General features: G+C 48.5%; 23 protein-coding genes. 17 read left to right on the top strand and 6 right to left on the bottom strand.

Going from position 1 to position 23,788, the window contains the following annotated elements; genetic code table 11:
- Positions 1-42: 42 nt before the first annotated feature.
- Positions 43-2,067: an alpha-1,4-glucan--maltose-1-phosphate maltosyltransferase gene (locus QZ209_RS05995; RefSeq protein WP_294345718.1), complete on the bottom strand. Its 2,025-nt coding sequence runs from the start codon at positions 2,065-2,067 to the stop codon at positions 43-45.
- A gap of 279 nt (positions 2,068-2,346) precedes the next feature.
- Here QZ209_RS05995 and prfB point away from each other — a divergent pair.
- The 3 genes from prfB to QZ209_RS05980 all read left to right on the top strand — a co-directional run bounded on the left by prfB (position 2,347) and on the right by QZ209_RS05980 (position 5,236).
- Positions 2,347-3,442, top strand: a protein-coding gene (gene prfB / locus QZ209_RS05990; RefSeq protein ID WP_294345715.1) for a peptide chain release factor 2 whose coding sequence is annotated in 2 segments (ribosomal slippage) — positions 2,347-2,415 and positions 2,417-3,442 — 1,095 coding nt in all. Because the reading frame shifts where the segments join, the coding sequence is not laid out codon by codon here.
- Positions 3,443-3,556: 114 nt separating this feature from the next.
- A complete protein-coding gene (locus QZ209_RS05985) occupies positions 3,557-4,375 on the top strand; it encodes a metallophosphoesterase (RefSeq protein ID WP_294345712.1) in 819 nt (272 codons plus the stop codon).
- A gap of 6 nt (positions 4,376-4,381) precedes the next feature.
- Entirely contained in the window at positions 4,382-5,236 is an 855-nt protein-coding gene (locus QZ209_RS05980; RefSeq protein WP_294345711.1) for a M23 family metallopeptidase, read from the top strand.
- 70 nt (positions 5,237-5,306) lie between these two features.
- Here the strand turns inward: QZ209_RS05980 and QZ209_RS12620 are convergent, their stop codons facing one another.
- The 3 genes from QZ209_RS12620 to QZ209_RS05970 all read right to left on the bottom strand — a co-directional run bounded on the left by QZ209_RS12620 (position 5,307) and on the right by QZ209_RS05970 (position 6,339).
- Positions 5,307-5,573 carry a type II toxin-antitoxin system RelE/ParE family toxin gene (locus tag QZ209_RS12620; protein ID WP_110022975.1) on the bottom strand — a complete coding sequence of 89 codons (267 nt, stop codon included), beginning with the start codon at positions 5,571-5,573 and terminating at the stop codon, positions 5,307-5,309.
- On the bottom strand, positions 5,554-5,760 hold the full coding sequence (locus tag QZ209_RS05975; RefSeq protein WP_294345710.1) for a hypothetical protein: 207 nt from the start codon (positions 5,758-5,760) through the stop codon (positions 5,554-5,556). Before QZ209_RS05975 ends, QZ209_RS12620 begins: the two co-directional genes overlap by 20 nt.
- A gap of 222 nt (positions 5,761-5,982) precedes the next feature.
- A complete protein-coding gene (locus QZ209_RS05970) occupies positions 5,983-6,339 on the bottom strand; it encodes a DUF4870 domain-containing protein (protein ID WP_294345708.1) in 357 nt (118 codons plus the stop codon).
- A 633-nt stretch (positions 6,340-6,972) separates the two neighbouring features.
- Between QZ209_RS05970 and QZ209_RS05965 the strand changes: the two genes are divergently transcribed.
- Positions 6,973-7,455, top strand: a complete 483-nt coding sequence (locus QZ209_RS05965) for a hypothetical protein (protein WP_294345706.1) — start codon at positions 6,973-6,975, stop codon at positions 7,453-7,455.
- Positions 7,456-7,625: 170 nt separating this feature from the next.
- Here QZ209_RS05965 and QZ209_RS05960 read toward each other — a convergent pair whose 3' ends face one another.
- Positions 7,626-7,829 carry a hypothetical protein gene (locus tag QZ209_RS05960; RefSeq protein WP_294345705.1) on the bottom strand — a complete coding sequence of 68 codons (204 nt, stop codon included), beginning with the start codon at positions 7,827-7,829 and terminating at the stop codon, positions 7,626-7,628.
- A gap of 88 nt (positions 7,830-7,917) precedes the next feature.
- On the opposite strand from QZ209_RS05960, the gene QZ209_RS05955 reads away from it, so the two are divergent.
- The gene (locus QZ209_RS05955) at positions 7,918-8,808 is read left to right on the top strand and encodes a thermonuclease family protein (protein WP_294345703.1); all 891 of its coding nucleotides are present in this window, start codon (positions 7,918-7,920) and stop codon (positions 8,806-8,808) included.
- A gap of 50 nt (positions 8,809-8,858) precedes the next feature.
- Here the strand turns inward: QZ209_RS05955 and QZ209_RS05950 are convergent, their stop codons facing one another.
- Entirely contained in the window at positions 8,859-9,779 is a 921-nt protein-coding gene (locus tag QZ209_RS05950) for a nitroreductase family protein (protein WP_294345700.1), read from the bottom strand.
- A gap of 782 nt (positions 9,780-10,561) precedes the next feature.
- Between QZ209_RS05950 and QZ209_RS05945 the strand changes: the two genes are divergently transcribed.
- The 12 genes from QZ209_RS05945 to QZ209_RS05890 all read left to right on the top strand — a co-directional run bounded on the left by QZ209_RS05945 (position 10,562) and on the right by QZ209_RS05890 (position 23,783).
- Positions 10,562-12,625: a PAS domain S-box protein gene (locus QZ209_RS05945; RefSeq protein WP_294345697.1), complete on the top strand. Its 2,064-nt coding sequence runs from the start codon at positions 10,562-10,564 to the stop codon at positions 12,623-12,625.
- A gap of 7 nt (positions 12,626-12,632) precedes the next feature.
- Entirely contained in the window at positions 12,633-14,288 is a 1,656-nt protein-coding gene (locus tag QZ209_RS05940) for a SpoIIE family protein phosphatase (protein WP_294345695.1), read from the top strand.
- 27 nt (positions 14,289-14,315) lie between these two features.
- Complete coding sequence (locus tag QZ209_RS05935) at positions 14,316-15,614, top strand: sigma-54 dependent transcriptional regulator (protein ID WP_294345692.1); 1,299 nt, start codon at positions 14,316-14,318, stop codon at positions 15,612-15,614.
- A 187-nt stretch (positions 15,615-15,801) separates the two neighbouring features.
- On the top strand, positions 15,802-17,568 hold the full coding sequence (locus tag QZ209_RS05930; protein ID WP_294345690.1) for a WecB/TagA/CpsF family glycosyltransferase: 1,767 nt from the start codon (positions 15,802-15,804) through the stop codon (positions 17,566-17,568).
- Between the two features lie 5 nt (positions 17,569-17,573).
- Positions 17,574-18,293 (top strand): sugar transferase, encoded by a 720-nt coding sequence (locus tag QZ209_RS05925; RefSeq protein WP_366515754.1) that lies wholly within the window; start codon positions 17,574-17,576, stop codon positions 18,291-18,293.
- A gap of 13 nt (positions 18,294-18,306) precedes the next feature.
- Positions 18,307-18,660 carry an STAS domain-containing protein gene (locus tag QZ209_RS05920; protein WP_294345685.1) on the top strand — a complete coding sequence of 118 codons (354 nt, stop codon included), beginning with the start codon at positions 18,307-18,309 and terminating at the stop codon, positions 18,658-18,660.
- 11 nt (positions 18,661-18,671) lie between these two features.
- Entirely contained in the window at positions 18,672-20,069 is a 1,398-nt protein-coding gene (locus tag QZ209_RS05915; protein WP_294345682.1) for an NDP-sugar synthase, read from the top strand.
- The gene (locus tag QZ209_RS05910) at positions 20,066-20,413 is read left to right on the top strand and encodes an STAS domain-containing protein (RefSeq protein WP_294345680.1); all 348 of its coding nucleotides are present in this window, start codon (positions 20,066-20,068) and stop codon (positions 20,411-20,413) included. Before QZ209_RS05915 ends, QZ209_RS05910 begins: the two co-directional genes overlap by 4 nt.
- Positions 20,410-20,841: an ATP-binding protein gene (locus tag QZ209_RS05905; RefSeq protein WP_294345677.1), complete on the top strand. Its 432-nt coding sequence runs from the start codon at positions 20,410-20,412 to the stop codon at positions 20,839-20,841. The genes QZ209_RS05910 and QZ209_RS05905 overlap by 4 nt, the downstream gene beginning before the upstream one ends.
- Before the next feature lie 13 nt (positions 20,842-20,854).
- Positions 20,855-21,829 carry a glycosyltransferase family 2 protein gene (locus QZ209_RS05900; protein WP_294345675.1) on the top strand — a complete coding sequence of 325 codons (975 nt, stop codon included), beginning with the start codon at positions 20,855-20,857 and terminating at the stop codon, positions 21,827-21,829.
- 6 nt (positions 21,830-21,835) lie between these two features.
- Positions 21,836-22,342 carry a serine acetyltransferase gene (locus tag QZ209_RS05895; RefSeq protein ID WP_294345672.1) on the top strand — a complete coding sequence of 169 codons (507 nt, stop codon included), beginning with the start codon at positions 21,836-21,838 and terminating at the stop codon, positions 22,340-22,342.
- Positions 22,343-22,613: 271 nt separating this feature from the next.
- Positions 22,614-23,783 (top strand): polysaccharide biosynthesis/export family protein, encoded by a 1,170-nt coding sequence (locus tag QZ209_RS05890; RefSeq protein WP_294345669.1) that lies wholly within the window; start codon positions 22,614-22,616, stop codon positions 23,781-23,783.
- Positions 23,784-23,788 lie beyond the last annotated feature (5 nt).

Raw genomic sequence — 23,788 nt, 5'->3', positions numbered from 1 at the left:
TGTTTTTGATTTCAGGGTTCCTGGTTAATAAAACACTCGTGACTATTGGAGGTACAGATGGACCTTGAAGATATGTACCGGTACCTGTTCGGGGTTCAGCTCGACGTAATTCCACTCGCTGTCCCATTCATACGTACGCCCACTCAAGAGATCTTCAACCCTGAAACGATGAGTATGAGGCAGTTCGAATCGTTCAAGCGGAAACCGTAACCAACCGGCATGAGTATTTTGCGGATCGAGATTGACGACTGTCAGAATGATGTTCCCGCCGTCCGGCGAACGCTTCAGATACGCCATCAGCATATCGTGCTCATGCCCCTCTCCTGCGTCAACTCTTACAAATTCGATGTCGTTGGTTTGCTGCAGAGCTGGATTCTCTTTTCGTATACGATTCACCGCTGTGATTTCGGCACGGATATTCCCCGGTCTGTCCATGTCCCACTGCTTGATCTCGTACTTTTCCGAATCGAGATATTCCTCTTTTCCTTTTCTGACGGGTACATGCTCACAGAGCTCATATGCAGGGCCATACATTCCATAGTTCGAAGACAACGTTGCTGCAAGCACCATCCTGGTAATGAATGTGGAACGATGCCCTGCCTGCAGCTCTTCATGCAGAATGTCCGGAGTATTGGGCCAGAAATTCGGTCTCATGTACTCTTTGAGTCCTGTAGTCGTCAGTTCCGTGAGGTATTCCTGAAGATCTTTCTTGGTGTTTCTCCACGTAAAATAGGTATACGACTGGCTGAAGCCCCCTTTGGCAAGTCTTGCCATGACTTTCGGACGAGTGAATGCTTCGGCCAGAAAAACCGTATCGGGGTACTCCTTCTGTATCTCGCTGATAGCCCAGTCCCAGAACAGAAACGCCTTGGTATGCGGATTGTCCACCCTGAATATCCTGACCCCTTTTTCTATCCAGAAAAGCATCACACTTTTGAGTTCGATCCACAAGTTCTCCCAGTCATCCGTTTCAAAATCAATCGGCAGAATATCTTCGTATTTCTTTGGTGGATTTTCCGCGAACTGTACCGTTCCGTCTGGGCGCCATTTGAACCATTGGGGATGCTCTTTCACATACGGATGATCAGGAGAACACTGGAAAGCAATGTCCATTGCAATTGAAATGCCATGGTCGTCAGCCTCACGGACAAATGCCTCGAAATCCTTCAGGGTTCCAAGTTCCGGGTGAACGGCCTTATGCCCGCCATCACTACTTCCTATCGCCCAGCAACTGCCGGGATCATCCGGCTGGGCAACCAGGGCATTGTTTTTTCCTTTCCGCTTCGTCGAACCGATCGGGTGGATGGGGGGAAGATACACGACATCGAATCCCATCCGGGAAATAAGCGGCAACATGCGCAGACATTCCTTGAAAGAGCCGTGTTTGCCAGGCTCCTCTGCCCAGGAACGAGGAAAAAGTTCATACCAGGAACTGAATCCCGCTTTTTTCTGATCGACCTTTATTTCAAGGATGCGACCGTACTGCGCGGCAAACGCTTTGTCAGGGTAACGCTGCATAAGATCATGAAGCTCGTCGCATAGAGCTGCCGACTCCGCAACCTTTCTTTCGGCTGAAGTAACGATCGAAGCCAGTTCCATTAATCGTGCGGCATCTTTTTTCGGTGCACGGCCGGCCGCATCATCGATCATCACTGCCCCCGTTTTCAGTTCGAGGGTAACATCCTGACCTGCGTCTATTTTCTTGATCAACCCTCTCCGCCATGTCTGGAAATGGTCAACCCATGCTTCGATGGTATACTCGCATATACCGGGTTCCCCCACAACAAAGGCCCCCTCCCAACGGTCGTTGACAAGGGGCTTCAGAGGAACACGTTTCCATGCTTTTGATTTCGACGATTTGACCCGATGGCAAAGATCCGCACGTACGATATCGGCTCCATCGGAAAAAATATCCGCTCCCACCGCGACCGTTTCTCCCGAAACTCTTTTGGCGGGATAACGTCCATCGTCTATCTCAGGTGAAATTCCTTCGATAACGACACGTCTTCTGCCATCGAATTTTCGATTACTGACTGAAGGTTTGCGCTGATAAAAAGTATGACTCATTGGAAAATGGGTATATCTGTTGTAAACTGATGCAAAATAGGGAAAAGTTGCGTTTGCATTATGTGAAAAAAATGATTTTTTAGGATTGAAAGATCAGGCTGTAAGCCTGCCAGTCGAACCACAATACGTATAGTCCGCTCTCTGCTCTTTGCAAAAGCTCGCAGGAGCTTGATAATAAAGGGCAAAAATAGCACAAGTGCGCCTTTGTTTCATGGTAAGAGCGCTCTGGCAAGGCTTCCAACACTACTGGCAGCGGCACCTATAAACAGGAGAAACAATATGTTTGAACCGGAAAAAGAACGACTGCACGAAATACATCATCGCATCGAGCAGTTACGGGGGTATCTTTGACGTCGATGAACGACTGAAAAAAATAGGAGAACTCGAACAGATCACCGCAGAAGAAAATTTCTGGGACAACCAGCAGGAAGCCCAGAAGATTCTTGCTGAGATCAGTGAACACAAGATCTGGACCGAAGGGTTTCAAAAACTCGAAAAGGAAAGCACAGAGCTGAAAGAAGAGCTGGAGATTGCAGAAGAACTGGGTGACGAATCTCTCGCTGAAGGGATTGATCCCCGCATCGGTGCAATCGAGCAGGAAATCACGGCTATCGAGTTCAGAAACATGCTTTCAGGCAAGGATGATCCCGGTAACGCCCTGATCACCATACATGCAGGCGCTGGCGGCACCGAAGCCCAGGACTGGGCAGAAATGCTCTACCGGATGTACATGCGATGGGCGGAACGAAAAGGGTTCAAGGTCTATACGGATGATTATCAGGAAGGGGAAGGGGCAGGCATAAAAACCGCCACGCTCGAGATACTGGGCCCATACGCCTACGGGTATCTGAAAGCAGAAAACGGCGTACATCGTCTGGTGAGAGTATCGCCATTCGACTCGAACGCCCGCCGCCACACCTCGTTCGCCAGTGTTTTTACCTATCCGGAAGCACCACCGGATGCCGAGATCGACATCCGCAAGGAAGATCTGGAACTATCCACCTTCCGAAGTGGTGGCAAAGGTGGACAGAACGTCAACAAGGTTGAAACTGCCGTACGTATCAAGCATATGCCTTCCGGTATCGTCGTATCCTGCCAGCAGGAACGTTCACAGTTTCAGAACCGGGAACGTGCAATGAAAATGCTGCGAGCTCAGCTCTATCAGAAACAGCGTGAGGAAGAAGAAGCACGCAAGCAGGAAGTTGAAGGCAAGAAAAAGAAAATCGAGTGGGGCAGCCAGATCCGCAGCTACGTCATGGACGACCGCAGAATCAAGGACCACAGAACGAACCATGAGCGGCACGACATAGAAACCGTCCTTGACGGCGATATAGACGATTTCATGGAAAAGTATTTGTCGGAATTCACCAACTGATTGGCCCCCAATGTATTTATTGCACGGTTCAATTGCTTCGTTGAGCAGATAGAGAGGTTCCGCTCATAACAATACATAGGGGTGCCATGGCATCTCTTGAATCACCGAAAAACAATGGCAGAAAGCTCCCTCAAGTTCGGCGTCATCACCGACATTCATTATGGTAACGGTGACCGCATCGAGGAAAAAAACGACCTGCACACCTGCTTTGATTTCTGGCGAGAAAACCGGGTGGCGTTTGTCGTACAACTCGGTGACCTGATTGACGGTAAAGGACCTGAAGCAGTGGAAAACCTCGTGGGAGCAACCGCTGTTCTCCGCGAATACCCCGGACCATTGTACCATGTTGCCGGCAACCACTGCCTCGGCGCTCCGTTGGACCGCTACCTCGAAGAAACCGGACTCGATGCACCGTACTACACCTTCAGCATAAACGGCATACGCTTTATCGTACTGCACGGTATGGATATCAATCCGGAATCCAGACCTGAAAGAACTTCCGATAAAGCCAGAAAAAATCTCCTGAACCATGATCCCTGGGCAAACCTTTACAGCGGAGCCGTCGGAGAAGAACAGATTCATTGGCTCGAACGACAGCTTGACGAAACACGTGAATCGGGAGAACAGGTTATCCTTTTCTGCCATTTCCCCTTACTCAAAGAAACCTCCGACGAACCGCACGGCCTCTTGTGGAACCACGACGAAGTAACGGATGTACTGAGACGCTACGAGAACATCACCGCCTGTTTCACCGGTCACCTGCACCGCAGTGCGTATTTCAAGCGTTACGGTATTCACTTCATGACCATGGCGCCGTTCCTCAAACGCAACGAACCGCCCCACTATTCCTGCGGAATGATCGAGCTCGGTAACGCATCGATGACGGTATACGACCAGAACCTCGACAAACTGCATACGCTGAAGATAGACTGACCATCCATGAAAGAGATGCTGAAACGCTTTTCAATCCTGCTTTTCTGTCTTTTAACAGGCGTATTGTCAGAAGCCGTCGCCGATACAAAACCAAGCCTCACCCTGGATACCGTCTCCAAAAAACAGGGTGAATTTTTTACCGCAACGGTATCGGGAACCCGTTTCATTCCAGACCTCTGGTTCAATGGTGAACATTTTACCATGTTCCGGCAGAAAGACGGCAGTTACCGGGCACTCGTACCGGTCGAGAACCTGTCGAAACCCGGCAGCTACGCCATACTTGCAAAGGCCGATGACTGGAAAGAAAAAATTCCCGTCACGGTTGTATCAAACAACCGGCCTGTTCAGAAAATATGGCTCGACAGAAAAACCAACAGCCTGAAAGCGACCAAGGAGGAAAAAGAGCAGGTGAAACAGGGGCTCCGAACACTGAGCAGCAAAAAGCTCTGGTCGGAACGCTTCAGTTATCCCTGCAGCGGCAGAAAATCAAGCCCTTTCGGCGTGAAACGCTCCTACAATGGCGCACCTGTATCGAGCTACCATAAAGGCATCGATATCGCCGTTCCCCGAGGCACTCCGGTGAAAAGTCCTGCGCCGGGAAAAGTCATGCTCACCGGCTATGAGTCAAACCGCTTCCATGTACACGGTAACACCGTCATCATCGACCACGGCCAGGGCCTGACGTCGATTTACCTGCATCTGCATTCGATCAGCGTCAAGGAAGGAGATGTCGTGAACAAAGGCGAAACCATAGGCACCGTCGGCAGCACCGGTATCTCCACCGGCCCCCACCTCCACTGGGGCACCTACCTCTACGGCACCAGCGTCGATCCGGAGTTGTTTGTGGAAAGTGAATATTAGGTGGGGTAACCAGAACGACTCAATGGCTTTTTATGTTTGCAGAATTTCAATGACAGTAGAAGCCATAGTATCACTTGTCTAAATAGACATCTTTTCGATGACGAACCCGGACAATGTGTATAAGCAACTTCTCGTCTACCACCTCGTAGACTATCCTGTAATTGGCAACTCGCACCCGGAATAACCGGCTTGCCCCTTTAATTTTACGTACTCCCGAAGGGCGAGGGTTGGATGCCAACGACTGAACGGTATCGACAATTCGAGGAACCACTGCTTTATCGATCCGTTTTAACTCTTTCAATGCTGACGACTTCCACTCAATCTGGTAGACACCCATCGCGTTTTAGCTCTTCCATAACTTTTTTATGAGCAATCACAGGCTCATCACGCCTCTCCGCGACCATAGCAAGGTCACTCAAGTCTTCAAGCAGCTCTTCATATTCTTTAAGAGGTAAAATCACTGCTCGCTTTCGACCTTTGGCATCAGTTATATAATCAGGTTTAAAGTCTTTAACTGATATCATATTTAAACTCTTTGTTTCCCAATTCTAATAATCAATGTAACAGAAATCATCAATATCTTTCAAAAGATACGCAGTACATACACTGTTTGTTCAATTCTCAACGGCCCCTACCTCTACGGCACCAGCGTCGATCCGGAGTTGTTTATAAGGAACGTGTACTGAGGGAATAGACGCTACACCGGTAGAATGAAGGACAATCGATAAAGCAGAACGATGTAGTTGCTATGAGAACATCCATCCGGTCGGGTTTGGAGGTGCTTCTTTTTGGTCGAGAAACTTTAAGCCATTGACGCAGCGAATAATTAACCAGACCACCCAGAATATTAGTACCAGTATTCCGATAACAACAAAAGAGAGTATTATCCCTACGAACAGGTAAAGACATCCTATCCAGAACGTTCTGATCTGGAATTCGTAGTGACTTTTCAACCAGTCCGGAGCATCGTCTTTATTGATATACGCCATGACAACACCGATTATCGCTGTAACACCAAATACGAGCCCTACAAGATAGAGTATGTAGACGATTTTTGCGGTACCCTCGGTGGTTGGCTTTTCTTGTACTATTGCTTCATCCATGGTTTTTCTCGATTGTTGGTTGCCGATTCATTGGTGCCACTTATGATTTGGTACCTATAGTCCCAACAAAAGCACAGATTTTTCACAGGACCTTCTGAAAGATACCGCATTTCTACGCAACACTCAAATGTAAGCCATGCCTCACCGGCATCTTTCAACAAACAAAACGTCAGTTCCATCATAGGGACATAAAGCATCTCCTGAACTCTTGCCTTCAATAAAGGAATAGATGCTTGTGATCGACAAGCGTATCATCCTCAGCGTACGGTTATCGCCAATTGTCTTTTGTGCAAATACGTTGCAGTAGTTATGAACGTCCCCTATTCTTTGGACAAACAAAACGTCAGTTCCATCATAGGTACATAAAGCATCTCCTGAACTCTTGCCTTCAATAAAGGAATAGATACTTGTGATCGACAAGTGTATCATCCTCAGCGTACGGTTATCTTTCAATTGTCTTTTGCGCAAATACGTTACAGTAGTTACGAACGTCCCCTATTCTTTGGACACAGGAATGGATGAGTTGTTTGATGTCTTGAAGAAAGGATTGGCAGCCGCCGTTCCCGGCATTTGATTTTGTAGGCGATGAGCGTTATTTTTGGCGTATTCATCAACATTCATCAATGGGGGATCATGAGTAAATCATTGTTTTTTATTGTTCTTACCGCGCTGTTTTTCATTGGCTGCGAACAGAAGAATCCTGTACAGACTGAGAGTCCTTTGAAATCTGTGGATAATAGGTATATGAAGGATCTTGCCATTGGTTACCTGAAAAAAGTTTGGATACCAGTAGCTCCGGCTAACACTCTTTATGACAAATACGAGTTTTTCCGGAAGCATCGACCTGAAATTATTCACACACTTGAGGTTGCTGATTCTCTTACTGTTGCTGATAAAGGCGTTGTGCTTTTCCGTTACTCTCTCGGAGGTGATATTTACAGGTCCACGATATGGATGCGGAAAATGAACGATCGTTGGTTCGTTTCTCTTCGACTTTCAGAGTACAGCGAAGAATATGAGCAGTATGATGACGAAACAAAGGAAAAGGCCAAGAAGGTAATTGAAAAAGCCACAGTATGGAAAGAGGAAGGAAAAGAACCCTGGTGGGGATTATAAGTCTTGAGAAACGGAAAGTCCGGTGATGAGCCGGGCTTTTTTTCTTTAGAGTTGGTTGCTTATACCGACGAAGACGGGTTGTACTTATTATTGATCTGTAGTTCCCTTACATGAATACTTTCTCATCCGGTAAGATATCACGATGACTACGGCTTTGAAAGCGTGAAAGTTTAGAAGCCACAACTTTCACGGTAGAGTTTGTCGATTTTCACTGCACCGCCGGATTGCAAAACAATCCGCTCTTCGAGCGGGGCTGCTGAAAAAGCGTTAATAACGTCTGTGCTCGAATGAGGGCCGAGGATTTCCGATTCCTCAACCGCATCAAATAATAAGATGTCGTACGCTTTGAGCGTATCGCTTACTCGCGAAATCATTGACAATAGTGAAGTATTCGGTATTTTAAAGATAATCGAGTGAAGTGTGCTTCATTAACCGGTGTACAAAACAGCAGGGAGAGTGAGCATGCAAAAGGTTGGAATATTCTGGGACCCCAAAGGCTTCGAGCTGGACTCTCTCGGCAAAAAACAATACCTGAGAGCGACTGACGGCGATACACCGTATGTCTCGATGTCAATTCGCATGTTGAGCATCGACACCCCTGAAGTACATTACCCCGGCAGAGCAAAGCCCTCGAATCAGGACGAGAATCTGGCTCAGTTAGCGGAATGGATGAAACAGGGCCTCGCGCCGATCAACGAGGATCTCTCCGCCTTACTGCACTCTAAACTATCCACGGGAAAGGCTGGCACCCTCCAGGAACAACAGGGAAAGAAAGCAACTGAAGTTTTCCGCAGCCTGATCGAGGAAAAGCTGAGCAAGCCCGACAGCAGTCGGAAACGCAGTGTCTACCTCCGTGCGGCCGACGAACCTTTCGATCAATACGGCAGATTGCTCGTTTATCTGGCCCCGAGTTACAATGCAGAAGAGCGCGCCGGCATGTCGGCGAAGGATCGTGCGACCTTCAACCTGCTGATGGTAAGCGAAGGCTGGGCCGCGACGTTACCAATCTACCCGAGCCTGCCGAAGCATTTCGACCTGGTGCTGTTGCAGGAAACCGGCAAAGAGGCGGTAAAACAAAAAAAAGGGGCATGGGCCGACCCTCTTACCCTGACGGGGTACGAGTTCCGGATGTGCGTCAAACTCTATGAAGTGACCAGGAAAATAGTCCATGGCAAAAGGCTGTCCAACAGGGAAAAATACTCGTGGATCAGCAGGTTCTGCATGGATATGACCACACGCGAAATTTATTATCCTCAATCATATTTCAAGGTAAAGCCTTACAACCGGATCTTTATATGGCCGGAAGACGTCACGGAGGCTGTCGGACGGCTGAACCTGTCTCCTGCCGAGTGATAGTGGTGGGCAAATGAATTTGGATTCATGACAGGGTACAGCGTTGCTTGCTACTGTTTCTCTTCTGTCGATGCAAACGTTCTCCGTATTCCCTTGGTATAGTTCACTTTTGGATACCCGAACAGCACGAACAAGCCCTCTCTGCTTGCAGATCTTATTCCCTGTTTCTCCCTGAACTCCCTCGCTTTTCTTCCATTTTGAATGAAAGGATGTATTCCGCCGATCATACAGGTACTCAATCCAAGTGCCTCGGCAGCAGCCATGGCATACGTAGCCGCAATAATAGGATCGGCAGGATCTGTATAGGGCGACCCGTAAAAGTACATCGCCATGGGTGCGTCATAACTTACGAGATTGATCCCTTTTTGTATGTTTTCCGTATAGGCATGAAGCAGCGGTCTAACAAACTTCTTGAACATTTCATGACTTTCCTTGCTCCAGAAAGGACGCATCAACAATAAAAACCATCCGGACACAATCCACTTCATGCTTTCCAGATAAGAACAAAAATCTTCTGCGAACGATCTCACTTTTTCTCTGGAGTTCAGGACAAGAACATTCACGTCGGAAGGCGGTAACCCCATAGGAGCTGTCCTTGCCGTATCCAGAATCTTTTTTATCAAATCACCGTCAACAGGTGCTTCCCTGAACTCCCTTACGCTTCTTCTCCTCTGAAAAAGAATGTGCAGCTGTTCGTAGGTCGCAGCATCTTTCCGATCGGGAAGCTCAAACAGATCGTGAGGTGAAAACTCGCGTCCTGATACCTCGATTGCTCCTGAAGGGCATATTGCCATACAGTGCCCACAGCCTATACACCCGAACAGCGGATGATCATGTACCTCGACCTTTCCCTCTTTCATTACGATGCTGAAATCCTTGCAAACAGATACACAGAGCCCACACCCTGTACATTTTTTTCTGTCGATTCCGATTTCTGCCGGTGCTTTTGTTCGCGATGTTGGAATAGCCAATATCTTCTCCCTTTTTTTGGATCAACGTATGGTTATCTTGACGACAGTATCCGAGAAATCTTTCTATCGAGCGGTGCATCTCCAAGCCGCTTCTCACGGCAGCAAGAGAGAACATGCCGTAATTTGTATTTGTTCATCCATAAAAAAATTCCTCATATCGCATAATACGAGCATCTACCCTGATCCTCCCATTTTACGAATATCCCACCCTCATAATCCCAGAATCCAGGACTTTTGATGTTGGCGCACTGGGTAACCAGTCATTAAACGTCTGGCTATTTTTGACAGGGCCAGAATATCGATGGCGGAATCGGAGGCTCGTAATCATACCGACAGAAAAGACAAAACGACAGGAAACGCTCACCTTTCAAAGCACCTCTTGAGAACCCGATGGAACATTGAAGAACCTATCCTATAGCTCTGGCGAAATAAACGTCTTGCACCCTTGCTGTATCAATACCCTTGCATAACGCATAAACAGTTACACTATCCTGGTTACAGCAGACCGACCGGTGGACTCCGGTCGTATCCGGTTAGAGTATCCAGGAACAGAAATAATTACTATATTGTAAAGTCTTAAAGAAGTAAAATTCGCTTCCACAACCCGTTGTCATCAACCGCACAGGGTGGACAGCTTGACTTTTTTATCGATTGACCGAAGAAACCAGGACGTGAGAATAGCGGTAACAAAACAACCTTAAAGCAGTACCAGAATGTAACGTATCGGTAAGCAAGACCACTTTACCCCAAATCTCATGACATCCCCTACAGGCCACATTGTCATGAATACCCCCGAGGCGAGCAGAACCGCTTTTTCTGCACAAAAGAAAGCGACAACAGTGCTCATAGCCGATGACAGTGCTATCATGCGTAAGATGTTGACGCACACGCTCCAAAAACTGGGCTATACGACACGTTCTGCATCGGATGGTAACACCTGCCAGGAAATGCTGAACCGTTCACGGATCGATCTCTTGTTTCTTGACATCAATATGCCCGGAAAAAACGGCATGGAGATACTCTCGTACATCCATGAGCATCGTCTCAAGTTACCGGTCGTCATGATTTCCGGGTCCGACGATATCGAACAGGCTTTACGCTGCCTCAAAATGGGGGCATATGAATACCTTCTCAAACCGTTTGGAGCTGACCGGGTTGCCATCACTGCTAAAAACGCTCTTTACGAATCGGAACTCCGTCACAATCTCGATCTTTTTTCAACGGCAATGATGCAGCTTCCCCTTGGCGTCGTCATCACCGATGAAAAAGGGATCATACAATACACCAATCCTGGGTTCACCGCCATAACAGGGTACTCCGAGCAGGAATTGAAAGAACAAAGCATCAGTATCCTGAAGTCCGGAAAGCAGTCCGGTGAGTATTACCGACGTTTCTGGCAACAAATCTCGTCAGGGAAAGTATGGCAGGGTGAATTCATCAACAGAAAAAAAAACGGGGATCTCTACGCCGAGCACTGTATCGTCAGCCCGATTATCGATCCGACACAGGGAATCACATACTATATCAGCATTAAGCAGGATATCACTGAACGAAAAAAGGAACAGGAAGCTCTTGCTGAAAGCGAACGCCGGTTCCAGGAACTCGCTGACCTGCTGCCGCAGCCCATCTTTGAAACAGATCGTGAAGGTATCATCACTTACAGCAACAACCGTGGGCTCGAACTGTTCGGCCACAGTGAAGATGACCTCGCCAAAGGCATTGACAGCACAGAACTGTTTGCCCCCGAAGAAAGAGAAAAGGCTGGAAACAACATAAGACTGCTGCTCGACGGCAAACCGTTCGAAAACAACGAATATCAAGGCTATAAAAAAGACGGTACGACCTTCCCTGCTCTCGTGTATACAGCCCCGGTGACCCGCGAAGGAAAAACGCTCGGTATCCGGGGAATCATACTCGACATATCCAAAAGAAAAGAGGCCGAAGAAAAACTTCGGGAACTGAACCAGACCCTCGAAGAACGCGTTCAGGAAAGATCTCGGCAACTTGAAATCACACACCAGCAAATGATTCTTCAGGAAAAACTCGCTTCGATAGGTCAACTTGCTGCAGGCCTTGCCCATGAGATCAACAACCCAGTCAATTTTGTCAGGCTCAACCTTGCCACATTGAAAGAAGACCTCGATGATTTGCAAAACATTCTCCAGGAATACCGCACAGTAAGCCGCCGGGTAAACGCCGGTGAACTGCCTCCTGACTCCCTTGCAAAAATCGACACTATCGACAAGGAGCTTGACATCGATGCGATCATCGACGAACTTCCCGGAATTTTTGCCGAATCGGAGCGAGGTTTCGAACGTATCGGAACAATTATCGAGAGCATGAGAAACTTTTCATTCCAACACGATATTGACGAAAGAGTACCGTTCGACCTCAACAAAGGCATAAAAGATACACTCGTCATCGCGCGCAATGAATACCGTTACCATGCAAATGTTGAAACACTTTTCGGCAAAATCCCCTCTGTCCGTTGTAACCCCGAACAGCTGAACCAGGTATTTCTGAATCTTATCGTCAACAGCGCACACGCTATCGCATCCCTGAAACAAAAGGAAAAAGGGACCATCACCATCGACACCGGATACGACAACCAAAGCGTGTATTGTCATATCAGAGATGACGGTCCCGGAATACCGGAGGCAATACGACACCGGATCTTCGAACCTTTTTTCACGACAAAGGAACCCGGGTCGGGAACCGGACTTGGATTGAGCATTTCATATGATATCATCGTCCATAAACACGGTGGACAGTTGACAGTGAACTGTCCACCTGAAGGAGGTACCGTATTTACGATCGCACTCCCCCTCGAGCCTCAAACAGAATGAGAAATGTATGAAACAAAGAAGTGACATCACGATTCTTTTTGTTGACGACGAGTCGGACATACTCAGCTCGATAAGGCGTTTTCTCAGACGTGAGGCCTTCAACAAGCATTTCGCCGATAGCGGTGAGAATGCCCTCGAGCTCATGACCAATGAATCTGTGGATGTTGTCGTCACCGACCTGCGTATGCCCGTAATGAATGGTCTTGAACTGATCAAGACCATTAAAATGCATTATCCCGACACCATCAGAATCATGCTCAGCGGGTCACAGGACATCGACCAGATAATTGACTCCATCAATACCGGTGAAGTTTTCCGGTTCATTCCAAAACCGGTCGATCCTTCTTCATTTAAAGCGATACTGAACGATGCGATCGACTACTACCTCATCAAAACAGAGCGGGAAGAGCTGTTTCACGAACTGTCGGTGAAAAATCAGGAGCTGATCGATGCAAACGAAGCCCTGCAATCGGTAACGAGAGAACTGCAGAGAAGCGAACAGCAATACCGCTCCATGAACGATGCCGCACACGATGCCGTCTTCATGCTCGACAAGGAACAAAGAATCATCTACCGTAACAGCGCAGCCGAAATCATGTTCGGCTTCAAACGCGACGAGTACAGGAAACAGCATTTTCTGGATCTCGTCATGAACCCCGAAAGTCTGGACATCAACCTGGAGCAATTTTGCGGCCTTCCTTCAGAAAGTGGAAACATCAATGGTCAAAACGTAATACATCAGGTGGAAGGAAAACGAAAAAACGGCTCGAACCTGCCCCTTGAAATATCAAAAGGATGCGTTCATATCGACACCTTGCCCCATACGGTTATCATCGCCCGTGACATATCCGCCCGAATCGAGGCAGAACGAAGCCGGCAACGGTACGACACGTTACAGAAAGCGCTCGAATCACAGATCGAAAAAAAGCTCCTGCAAAATCCCGCACCCGTCACTCTCGAGGGGGCGGCGATCAACCGGCTGATGCTCCCGTCGGGGCACCTCGACGGCGATTTCACCGATTTCGTGATTTATGACGAACAGCATGTCGATATTCTCATCGGTGATGTGATGGGACACGGTATACAATCGGCGCTCGTCGGTGCTGGAGTGAAAAATCTTTTCCTGAAATCCCTCGCGCAGGCAAAGTCCCGCGGCGCACAACTGCCCGATATAGAAGATACTTTCACCGCTGTACATGCTCGGTGCACCCATGAACTGATCGAACTCGGCACCTTCACCACCCTCTTTTTTCTGCGGCTCGACCTAGAAAATAAAGAATGTTCGATAATCGACTGCGGGCACACCCCGACAATTCATTTTCACTCGAAAACCGGAACCTGTACTCTCGTCAAAGGAACAAACCTGCCGATAGGAATGATTGAAATGCAGCACTATGAAACCGTATCCTGTCCGGTTGAGAATAACGACCTGCTGGTACTGTATTCGGACGGCATTACCGAAAGCCGCTCTCCCGGTAGTGACATCCTTTTCGGAACGGAAAGGCTCGCAGCTCTGATCGAGAGCCACCATCATCTTTCACCGAATAAACTGATAGAAAAGATTCACGAGGCCATAACGACTTTTTCCGGAAACGATAAATTTGACGACGATGTCACCTGTATTGTTATCCGGATTGAAGATACAAGGAAGAAAAAAACGTAAGCCGCCACGAATGAAAAAAGGTGACCTATGACTGCAACCATTGTAATTTTCGACAGCTTTTCAAATAAAAACCATCGAAGACCGGACTCCGACGCAGACGACCTGAACGTTTTTTTTGCCGAAAGCCCATCTGATGCAGAAAAGCTTGTAACAACCGAAAAGCCGGACCTTGTTCTTGCGGTTCAAAACGAAGGAACCGCCTGCCTCGTTCAAATTACAGAAAAGATGCTCAAGCACAGACCTTCGTTAAAAATCATGCTTTTCGCCAACAGTGACGAGCTTTCCAAAACCCTGCTTACCCTCTTGGCTCTTCCTTCACATCATCGCAACATGCTCCTTACCGGTGCCTCCTCCCCTCATGCGGAACTTCAGGAAATGAACCGGCAATCGGAACAGTTTACATGCAATTTTCTTGCCGGCAACAGCCCTGAGATAGAAAAAATCAAAGGCATCATCAGCAAAATCGCACCGACAACCTCCACGGTTCTCCTGCAGGGAGAGACCGGAACAGGCAAAGAGATTATAGCCCGATCGATCCACGATCACAGCAATAGAAAAAAGAGGGTGTTCATGCCAGTCGAGTGCGCGGCAATAAATGAAAGTGTTATCGAAAGCGAGCTGTTCGGACATACGAAAGGTTCGTTTACCGGTGCGGATCGCAATACCCTTGGCCTGATCAGGTCCTCGGACGGTGGGACGCTTTTTCTGGACGAAATAGGTGAACTCCCCCTTGCCCTGCAAACAAAATTGTTGCGCACCCTCCAGGAAAAAACCGTCAAACCGGTCGGATCATCGAAAATTTATCCGGTCGATATCAGAATCATAGCCGCGACAAACAGAAACCTTGCCGAAGCCGTCACCAAAGGAACATTCCGTCAAGACCTATACTACCGCCTCAATACCGTTACCATCTATGCCCCTCCCCTGAGGGAAAGACTCTCCGACATTCCTTTACTCTGTGGACATTTTCTCAAAAAAATGGCCGGTGAAGGATACCCGGAAAAATCCGTCTCCAGCAATGCACTTTCCGCCCTTTGCCGTTATGACTGGCCTGGCAATGTCAGGGAGCTCGAAAACGTCATCAGAAATGCCGTGACACTTTCCCCGGAAAGCTCCATCGAACTGGAGGATCTCTCGATCACCTTGCCTGAAAACGCCTGTAGCCGGAAGCCCCCCACCATACCGCCGTCCAGTATGGCTTTTCACGAAAAAGAAGCCATTTGTAAAGCACTCGATCAAACGACCGGCAACAGACGGGCTGCCGCGAGGCTTCTCGGTATCAGCGAGGCAACCCTTTATCGCAGAATAAAACTGTATAGCATCTGATCCACCCTCTCTTCCTGAGAGACAATCCCGAAACATTCTCGCATCCTGACAGAAAAACTCCGATACAAACCGAGAGCGGAAATTTCACCGACAGAGAACTGACGGGACTTTCAAACCATCAGTCACTTTTGGCCCCTTTTTTGCAACAGTAACAGCAGGAAACCTCTTCATGCTCAATCTGGCAGGAATGGAACCCAATACAGAATATCCCGGGACGAACACACCGAAAACCGAAATGACAGCAAAAGCAGTCATATTCGGTAAAAAAGAGAAGGTTGCCGATCTCTTCCAACTGCTTGAAAGCCGATACAACAAGGTGACCCTCACCGAAACCGAAAACGAGCTCGAGCAACTGGCACCAGAACGCCACGCCATAGGACTTGCCATCATGACCGACAGTTTTCCGGTACAACTCAACGCAGGACTGCTTCACCGTGTCAGGCAGAAACTCGCCCCGCAAAACATGATCTGCCTGTCGGCCGACATCGATCATGAAAAGGAAAAAAACCTCCGTTCAGCAGGCCTGATATTTCTCGGTAGCTACAGAAGCTTTTTTGCATACGCGGAAAGGATCATCACCCAAACCCAGAAAGACCGAAACCAGAAACCAATGGATCAGAGAAAAGATTCAGCCATGTCTCTCGAAAAACGTTTATCGGGACGTTTTTCCATGCTGAGAAGCCGACTCAGGCGAATTGTTTTCAGGCTGAGTGCAATTGTTGCAGAAGCAATGGTACGGCTCATCGAGCTCTCTGTTGGCATTACCGTCACCCTTCTGCTTTATTTACCCACGTTTATCGTGTTTACGATACGAAAGCTCTTTACAGGCACCCCTGTCTTTTCCAGACACAGCGTTTTCAATGCAACGGCAAAGCCCATCACAATACAACGCTTCAACACGACAGCAGCCATCCTTTCAGGACTACCGCTTTTTCTGGAACTGTTTACCGGACGTCTTGCGCTTGTCGGTACGGCAATCAGAGAAGAAGAGGATGGCCCGGGAAACGCTGAAGACGCATATATCAAAACGATCAAACCCGGCATTGTCTCTCTCTGGGATATCCGCAGATCAACCAAGATCGCACATGAAGGAAAGACGGCGATAGAGTGGGAATATATCTTCAGGAAACGTCCGTTTTATGATCTTTTACTGTTTCTGCGCGCTTTCCCCGCACTGCTCTATCAAGAAGAAGACCGTGCACCATCAACAGTATTTCATCTGCTTGGGCTCGACATCGACAATATCACGATGGAAGAAGCCGTCTCGATCATGAGAAAACACCTCGAACAGAAAAAACAATGCAGCATTTTTTTCGTCAATCCCGATTGCATGAACAAAATGGTCGACGATCCCGACTACTATTCGACGCTTGAAAAAGGTGACTACATCTTCCCCGACGGCATAGGCCTCAGTATCGCCGGAAAACTCCTGCAGACACCTTTAAGGGAAAACATCAATGGAACAGACATGCTCCCCTATCTCTGTACAATGGCTTCAGAAGATGAAAAATCGCTGTTCCTGCTCGGCAGCAAACCCGGTGTAGCCAAGAAGGCCGCCGAAAAAATCAAAGAAGCATTCAATGTCACCATCGCCGGCACAGCGAATGGATACTTCGACCACGATACGCAGAGCGACACAATAATCGAAACGATAAACAATTCAGGAGCATCGATAGTGCTGGTAGCGTTCGGAGCACCGAGGCAGGAAAAATGGATAGCTCGATACCGCAGGCACCTCAAACCGGAAATCCTCATTGGAGTGGGCGGGTTGTTCGACTTTTATTCCGGCAACATCAGCCGTGCACCCGAGTGGATGCGTGAAACAGGTTTGGAATGGGTATACCGCATCATGCAGGAACCCGGCAGAATGTGGCGGAGATACATCGTAGGCAACCCTGTTTTTCTCTACCGCGTCATGAAATGGAAACTCTTTACCAGAAGCATGAACCCCTGAAAGCAATGGAACTCGACCCTACGGTACGCAAGGAACTGATCCAGAAAATCAGCGGAACACTCAACCCCGGCATGAAATACAAAAGGACGTTGAAAGTTGCCGCCTGGGAATTCACGATCAGGCTCTCCTATCTGTTGAAAAGAGGACTGGATCTTGTGGTTTCCATAACAGCTCTCATTCTGCTGTTTCCACTGCTCCTCCTGACAGCCCTTGCCATCTGGATCGAAAATCCCGGCCCGATATTCTATGTGCAAACGCGTGTCGGACACAATGGAAAACATTTCAGGTTCTACAAGTTCCGTTCCATGGTAGTCAATGCCGATGCCATCAAAGAAAGTTTATCGAAGCAAAATGAATCCGCGGCAGGAGTGATTTTCAAAATGAAAAAGGACCCCAGAATCACCAGGACAGGCAGAATAATCCGTAAGCTGAGTATCGATGAACTTCCCCAGTTAGTCAATGTTCTCAAGGGAGACATGAGCCTGGTAGGTCCGCGTCCGCCGCTGCCCAACGAGGTTGCCGAATATACTCTTGAACAGCGCAAGCGCCTGCATATCATCCCCGGTATAACCTGTTTGTGGCAGGTCAGCGGCAGAAGCGACATTCCTTTTACCGATCAGGTACGGCTTGACTTGCAGTATATCCAAAGTGCCGGTATCGGCAACGATCTCATACTTCTTTTAAAAACCATCCCTGCCGTCATTATCGGAAAAGGGGCATACTAACGGAGAATTTTCAATGACCCTGCATCTTGATACATCAACGGGCAAGACCATAGGCGTCGCACGGATAGAAGGGCGCCTCGATGCAACGAACAGCGGTATCCTGCTGCAAAAATTTCCCGAGTGGCTCGAACAAACAAACGACTTTGTTTTTGACTGCTCCGCACTCAGCTTCATCGACAGCAGCGGGCTCGGTGCCATTGTCGGATGCCTGCGCAAGGCTCTCGAAAAAAACGGAGACCTCAGGCTTGCATGCCTCGACCCCAAAGTATCGATGGTTTTCGAGCTGACAAAGGCAAAACAGCTTTTTTCCATCTATCACGACTGCCATGAAGCGCTCGACTCTTTCAACACAGGAAAACAGCAATAAAAAAACAACCTATGAAAACCTTGCTCACTATCAGGGAGAACAGCTACGCATGGGTTACAAGCGCACTGCAAGGGCTCGCGCCACTGCTTCTGCCGATTTGTAATAAACCCTTCGTCGAATTTCTCGTAGATTTTGCAGTCCTTGCAGGCAGCCGCGAGATACGCCTGCTGAGCGACGGGCCACTGCAGGAAGTAGAGCAATACTGTGAAGACGGCAGTCGCTGGGGTGTTCAGATGAGTTATGCTCATATAAAAGAGTCGGATGACCATCAAACCATCTTCGAAAAGAACCGAAGGTTCTGTAATGATTCGAAGGTCATGGTCATTGACGGATTCGTGTTCGTCGGATATGACAAGAAGAACGACTACAGAGATCTTTTCAACTCCATGCCGGACGGGACGGTAGCCTCTTGTACAACCGGCAGTATACGCCTCTTCACAGTTTCCGAATCAAACATGGCAAACAACGATGAGACCCCGGTATCACTCACCCCTATCGACTCCGTTGAAAGCTACTACGACCTTTCCATGCATATCCTACGGCATGAATCATCGCGTTATGTTCTTCCGGGTTATGGCAGTGAACCTGACAGCTATGTCGGCAGAAACGTCACGATCAGCAAAAGCGCGGAAATCATCAAACCGGTCAGCATCGGCAACAATGTTCAGATACTCGCAGGATCGGTCATCGGCCCTGACGCCGTCATCGGCAGTAACGTCATCATAGACAGAAAAAGCAGGATAACGGAAAGCATCGTTCTCGACAACACCTACATTGGCGAGGAACTCGACGTTGAACACAAAATGGCCAACCGCAACACCCTGATCTCCCCGCAAGGAGCTGTATCGATTGCAATGGAAGACCCCCATTTACTGACAGGTATAAAAGACACGGCACGCGGTATCGGTAATCTTCTCAGAACCATCGTACACACTCTTACTGCGATCGTACTGATTCTTCTGCTGGTTATCCCTTTCATCCTGATCACACCGATACTCGCCGTACAAGGCAAATGGAAAAGCAGCAGAAAAACCTGCTACGACCATACCTGCAAGGGTGTCATCTCCCTGCCGGACGTCAGCATCGAGCGAAGCGGACCGCTAAGCGCCATTGCATTCGCCCTTTCTCTCGACCGACTCCCGACACTATTCAGAGTGGTCGGCGGTAAACTCTCACTTATCGGCAATGCACCGATAGCGGCAGAGGAGAAAAACCTTTCCCCCCCTGCCGCCACCCCCGGTTACCGGCCTGCTGTCTTCAGTTACGCCGAAGCGGAAAACTGGCCGGTCGGAGGAAGCGATGCCGCAATTGTGGAGCGCTTCTACGCGATACACAGCAATCCTTTACAGGATATAGGATTGACGATGAAATCCCTCATTAACAGATTCCATGACACTACGACAGCATGATTATCAAAGAAACAAAACTCGACAACATCACTATCGTTGCGCCAGTGGGAACACTCGACGCATCGACGGCATCCCTGCTGAATGAGAACAAAGTGTTATCGGAAACCTCGGCAACCGTTGTTCTCGATCTTTCTCAAGTTGATTTTCTCGACAGCAGCGGTCTTGGGGCTCTGGTAGGAATTGCCCGGAAAAAAAGGGAAAAAAAAGCAGACATGGTACTGACCAGTATGAACGATAACGTCAGGAAAGTTTTTGAAATAACCCAAGCTTTCCAGCTGTTCGACGTCTACGACGATGCCCGGTCGGCAGCAGAGCACTGCAGAACGAAAACAGCAAGTCAATGAAGGACAGTACCATAACCCTCTGTCTACCGGGAAACATCCGCTTCACCCGACTTGCCTCCCTCACAGCCTCGAAAACAGCGGAGCTGTTTCTCTCTTCCATGAAAGTCTCGAAAGGAATCGATGATTTTCAGCACGCATTCGAACTGTCGGTCAGTGAAGCGTTTACCAATGCCGCCCGTTACGCATCGCCTTCGTCACATCCGCAACCGGTCACGATCTCTTTTCGATTCGAAGAAAAACAGCTTACCGCATCCATCACCGACAGCAACCCGGCATTTACCATCGAGCCTCCTGCTCCCGATATCGAAAACTATCCTGAGGGCGGCTACGGGTTGCTGCTTATACGCTCGCTCATGGATACCGTCTCCTGCCGTCGGGAAAACAACACCAATACCATTACGATGTCAAAACAACCGGAAATACACTAACCCCCCAGCACTCATGGTCACAGTAGTCATTGTCAGCTATAACACAAGGGATATCCTGGCACAGTGTCTTGACGCCCTGTTTAAAAACAGCAATGGAATTACCATGGAAGTCATCGTCGTCGATAACGACTCTCACGATGGTTCAGCAGCCATGGTTCGGGAACGGTTCAAAAACGTCTCTCTCATCGCAAACTCGAGCAATATGGGATTTGCAGCCGCAAACAATCAGGCATTCGATATCGCTCAGGGGAACTACATCATCCTCCTCAACCCGGATGCATATATCGGCCCGACATCGCTCGAAAACGCCATAGCCTTCATGGACGCCAAGCCCCAATGCGGCATATGCGGGGGTAAAATCATCAACCCCGAAGGAAACCTCGAACCATCGGCACGCCGGTTTCCCTCGCCACTCTCAAAATTCCTCACGCTTTCGGGTTTAAGTGCGCGGTTCCCGAAATCACCATTTTTCAACCGGCATGAATTCGGCGGCTTCGCTCATGATCGGCCTCTCGAAGTCGACTGGGTACCGGGAACCTTTACGATCATACGTAAAAACATGCTCGACGCAATCGGTGCATTCGACGAGCGCTTTTACATCTATTACGAAGAAACCGACCTCTGCCTGAGAGCTAAAAAAGAAGGCTGGAAAGTCTGCTTCATTCCTGACGCCGAAGTACTCCACATCGGGGGAGCCAGCAGCAAGACAAGAAAAGATATGACATTTGATTCCGCAGCGTCTCAGATTCTCACGTTCAGAATGCGCAGCGAATGGTTGTATTACAGAAAAAACCGCGGGTTCGGTGCAGTGCTTGCCAGCTCAGGCGTCGAACTGCTCTGGCATGCTATCCGTTACACGAAAAATCTTCTCTTGCCCGGCGACAATGCAGACAAGAAACGGACAGCGGCTGCGGCAGTGATGCACCAGATCACCGGATCGCTTCAGGATACCCGATTCGGCCGTCTTTCACCTCCCACACCATGGTAAAAGCCAATGGCACTTTTCAGCAACATACGTTCAGACCTCGACACCTACGAGGGAAAATGGAGCAGCCAAGGGTTCTGGGTCATGGTTGTCTACCGTTTCGGACAATGGCGCTACTCCATCACAAACAGACTCATCCGGATACCGTTCTCCATTCTTTACAAACTGCTCTACAAAATCATACAGATCCTTACCGGCATAGAGCTTCCCTGTGAAGTTCCTGTAGGCAAAAATTTTCGTATCGACCATTTCGGCGACATCATTATCAGCGGATACGCCCGCTTCGGAGACAACTGCATCGTCCGAAACGGCGTGACCGTCGGTCTCAAAAATATCGAAGAAAAAGCCGCTCCGCAGATAGGAAACAACGTCAATATCGGAGCTGGCGCAAAACTGCTCGGCAACATCACGATCGGCAACAATGTCGATATCGGGGCCAACGCCGTCGTCATCTCATCAGTCCCCGACAATTCGATAGCGGTTGGTATTCCGGCAAAAGTCATTGCAAAAAAATAAACCCTTTCAAAACCTCTCTCAACATGAGAGAGCAAAAAAGCATTTCTCGCTAAATGACAGCGAACAGTTCATGAGAAAAGCCTGTATCCTGTTTTTTCTCAAAATCTTAGACAAAAAAAGCGTTAGGCACAGTTCTTGAGGTACATCTTGTAGGCATCTCGATCTCCGTACATCCCGTCGAACATTTTTACCCGTTCAGCCATCGGGGTACGAGGTACACATTGAAAGAGAGGCCGTTCAAAGGGCTTGAAAACATGTTCATTGCAAAAGCATGCTGCAGAACAACACTTCACCTCATAGCGCGTTCAGGAAAAGAGTTTCAGAAGCGATCCCGGTTCGAAACCATAGCGATACGCATGGCTTCGGCGTTCTACTGGCTCTTCTGTTTTTCTTCCTGTTATCCTGTACGACCATTTCACCCGAAGAAACAGCACTCGTTCCTCCTCCCGAATCGGATTTCAATGTAGAACTCCCAAAAAAAACACAGGAATTCGCATCCGCTGAAAAAATAGCCCAACTCTCTCCTGAAAAAAAATTCCAGTACCGTCTCGGACCAGGTGATGAAATCAATATCCAGGTATGGAAAAGACCCGACTTGTCCCAGAAAAACATCGTCGTCTCACCCGATGGGCTGATAGCTGTTCCGAGAATCGGCAGCATCAACGTTCTCAACCGCACACCACAGGAAATAAAACAGATAATCACTTCGAAGCTCGAAAAGCTCTACACAAGACCGGAAGTAACGCTCAGAGTGGAAAAGCACAAGAACAACAAGGCATTTGTACTTGGCAGGGTCACCAAACCGGGTGTCGTGAATTTCCCCGGCAGGGGCACGCTTCTCGAAGCGCTCGCACTTGCCGGCGGACTGCCTTATCACGGAAAAGAAACCTTTCTGACGAAATGCGCCATCATCAGGGGAAAAGACACGGTTATCTGGATAGATCTTCAGGAACTTCTCCAAAACGGCAATATGGCCCTGAATGCCCGAATAAAAAACAACGACATCATCTTCATTCCGGAAGCCGAAGACGAGCTGGTCTATGTCATGGGTGAAGTCATTACACCTGGAGCCATTCAACTCAAACGTACCATGAATGTCTTCAAAGCGATCATGCTTGCAGGTGGAATCAGCAATCATGCCAACACCGAAAAAGTATTCATCATCAGACAGCAGAACATGAAAGGTGATGTTATAAAAGTGAACCTTAAAAAACTCCTGGAACATGGGGATTTCAGCCAGAACTTCGCTCTCAAGCCAAACGATATCGTCTTTGTCAGTCCCGACGGCATGACAAAATTCAATTATACGATCGAAAAACTGATACCGCCCCTGCGAGTCCTCAACCTCATAACCGACAATGCGGAAGCATTCGGCATCATGCAGGAAATACGCAGAGAACTCTGGGGTCAGGAAGGATTTGTAAACACCAGCAGCGACTAATGCCC

This window comes from Prosthecochloris sp. (assembly GCA_015482705.2).
Taxonomy (GTDB): Bacteria; Bacteroidota; Chlorobiia; order Chlorobiales; family Chlorobiaceae; genus Prosthecochloris.
Note: the sequence above shows the minus strand (reverse complement) of the source record. Positions and strands in the feature narration are given on the sequence as shown.

Bases quoted from the DNA above. Each gene is read 5' to 3' on its own strand.
- QZ209_RS05910 (WP_294345680.1), top strand. From the start codon at position 20,066: ATGATTATCAAAGAAACAAAACTCGACAACATCACTATCGTTGCGCCA.
- QZ209_RS05935 (WP_294345692.1), top strand. From the start codon at position 14,316: ATGACTGCAACCATTGTAATTTTCGACAGCTTTTCAAATAAAAACCAT.
- QZ209_RS05905 (WP_294345677.1), top strand. From the start codon at position 20,410: ATGAAGGACAGTACCATAACCCTCTGTCTACCGGGAAACATCCGCTTC.
- QZ209_RS05930 (WP_294345690.1), top strand. From the start codon at position 15,802: ATGGAACCCAATACAGAATATCCCGGGACGAACACACCGAAAACCGAA.
- QZ209_RS05995 (WP_294345718.1), bottom strand. From the start codon at position 2,067: ATGAGTCATACTTTTTATCAGCGCAAACCTTCAGTCAGTAATCGAAAA.
- QZ209_RS12620 (WP_110022975.1), bottom strand. From the start codon at position 5,573: ATGGGTGTCTACCAGATTGAGTGGAAGTCGTCAGCATTGAAAGAGTTA.
- QZ209_RS05980 (WP_294345711.1), top strand. From the start codon at position 4,382: ATGAAAGAGATGCTGAAACGCTTTTCAATCCTGCTTTTCTGTCTTTTA.
- QZ209_RS05895 (WP_294345672.1), top strand. From the start codon at position 21,836: ATGGCACTTTTCAGCAACATACGTTCAGACCTCGACACCTACGAGGGA.
- QZ209_RS05965 (WP_294345706.1), top strand. From the start codon at position 6,973: ATGAGTAAATCATTGTTTTTTATTGTTCTTACCGCGCTGTTTTTCATT.
- QZ209_RS05985 (WP_294345712.1), top strand. From the start codon at position 3,557: ATGGCAGAAAGCTCCCTCAAGTTCGGCGTCATCACCGACATTCATTAT.
- QZ209_RS05900 (WP_294345675.1), top strand. From the start codon at position 20,855: ATGGTCACAGTAGTCATTGTCAGCTATAACACAAGGGATATCCTGGCA.
- QZ209_RS05960 (WP_294345705.1), bottom strand. From the start codon at position 7,829: ATGATTTCGCGAGTAAGCGATACGCTCAAAGCGTACGACATCTTATTA.
- QZ209_RS05940 (WP_294345695.1), top strand. From the start codon at position 12,633: ATGAAACAAAGAAGTGACATCACGATTCTTTTTGTTGACGACGAGTCG.
- QZ209_RS05915 (WP_294345682.1), top strand. From the start codon at position 18,672: ATGAAAACCTTGCTCACTATCAGGGAGAACAGCTACGCATGGGTTACA.
- QZ209_RS05890 (WP_294345669.1), top strand. From the start codon at position 22,614: ATGCTGCAGAACAACACTTCACCTCATAGCGCGTTCAGGAAAAGAGTT.
- QZ209_RS05955 (WP_294345703.1), top strand. From the start codon at position 7,918: ATGCAAAAGGTTGGAATATTCTGGGACCCCAAAGGCTTCGAGCTGGAC.
- QZ209_RS05925 (WP_366515754.1), top strand. From the start codon at position 17,574: ATGGAACTCGACCCTACGGTACGCAAGGAACTGATCCAGAAAATCAGC.
- QZ209_RS05920 (WP_294345685.1), top strand. From the start codon at position 18,307: ATGACCCTGCATCTTGATACATCAACGGGCAAGACCATAGGCGTCGCA.
- QZ209_RS05970 (WP_294345708.1), bottom strand. From the start codon at position 6,339: ATGGATGAAGCAATAGTACAAGAAAAGCCAACCACCGAGGGTACCGCA.
- QZ209_RS05945 (WP_294345697.1), top strand. From the start codon at position 10,562: ATGAATACCCCCGAGGCGAGCAGAACCGCTTTTTCTGCACAAAAGAAA.
- QZ209_RS05975 (WP_294345710.1), bottom strand. From the start codon at position 5,760: ATGATATCAGTTAAAGACTTTAAACCTGATTATATAACTGATGCCAAA.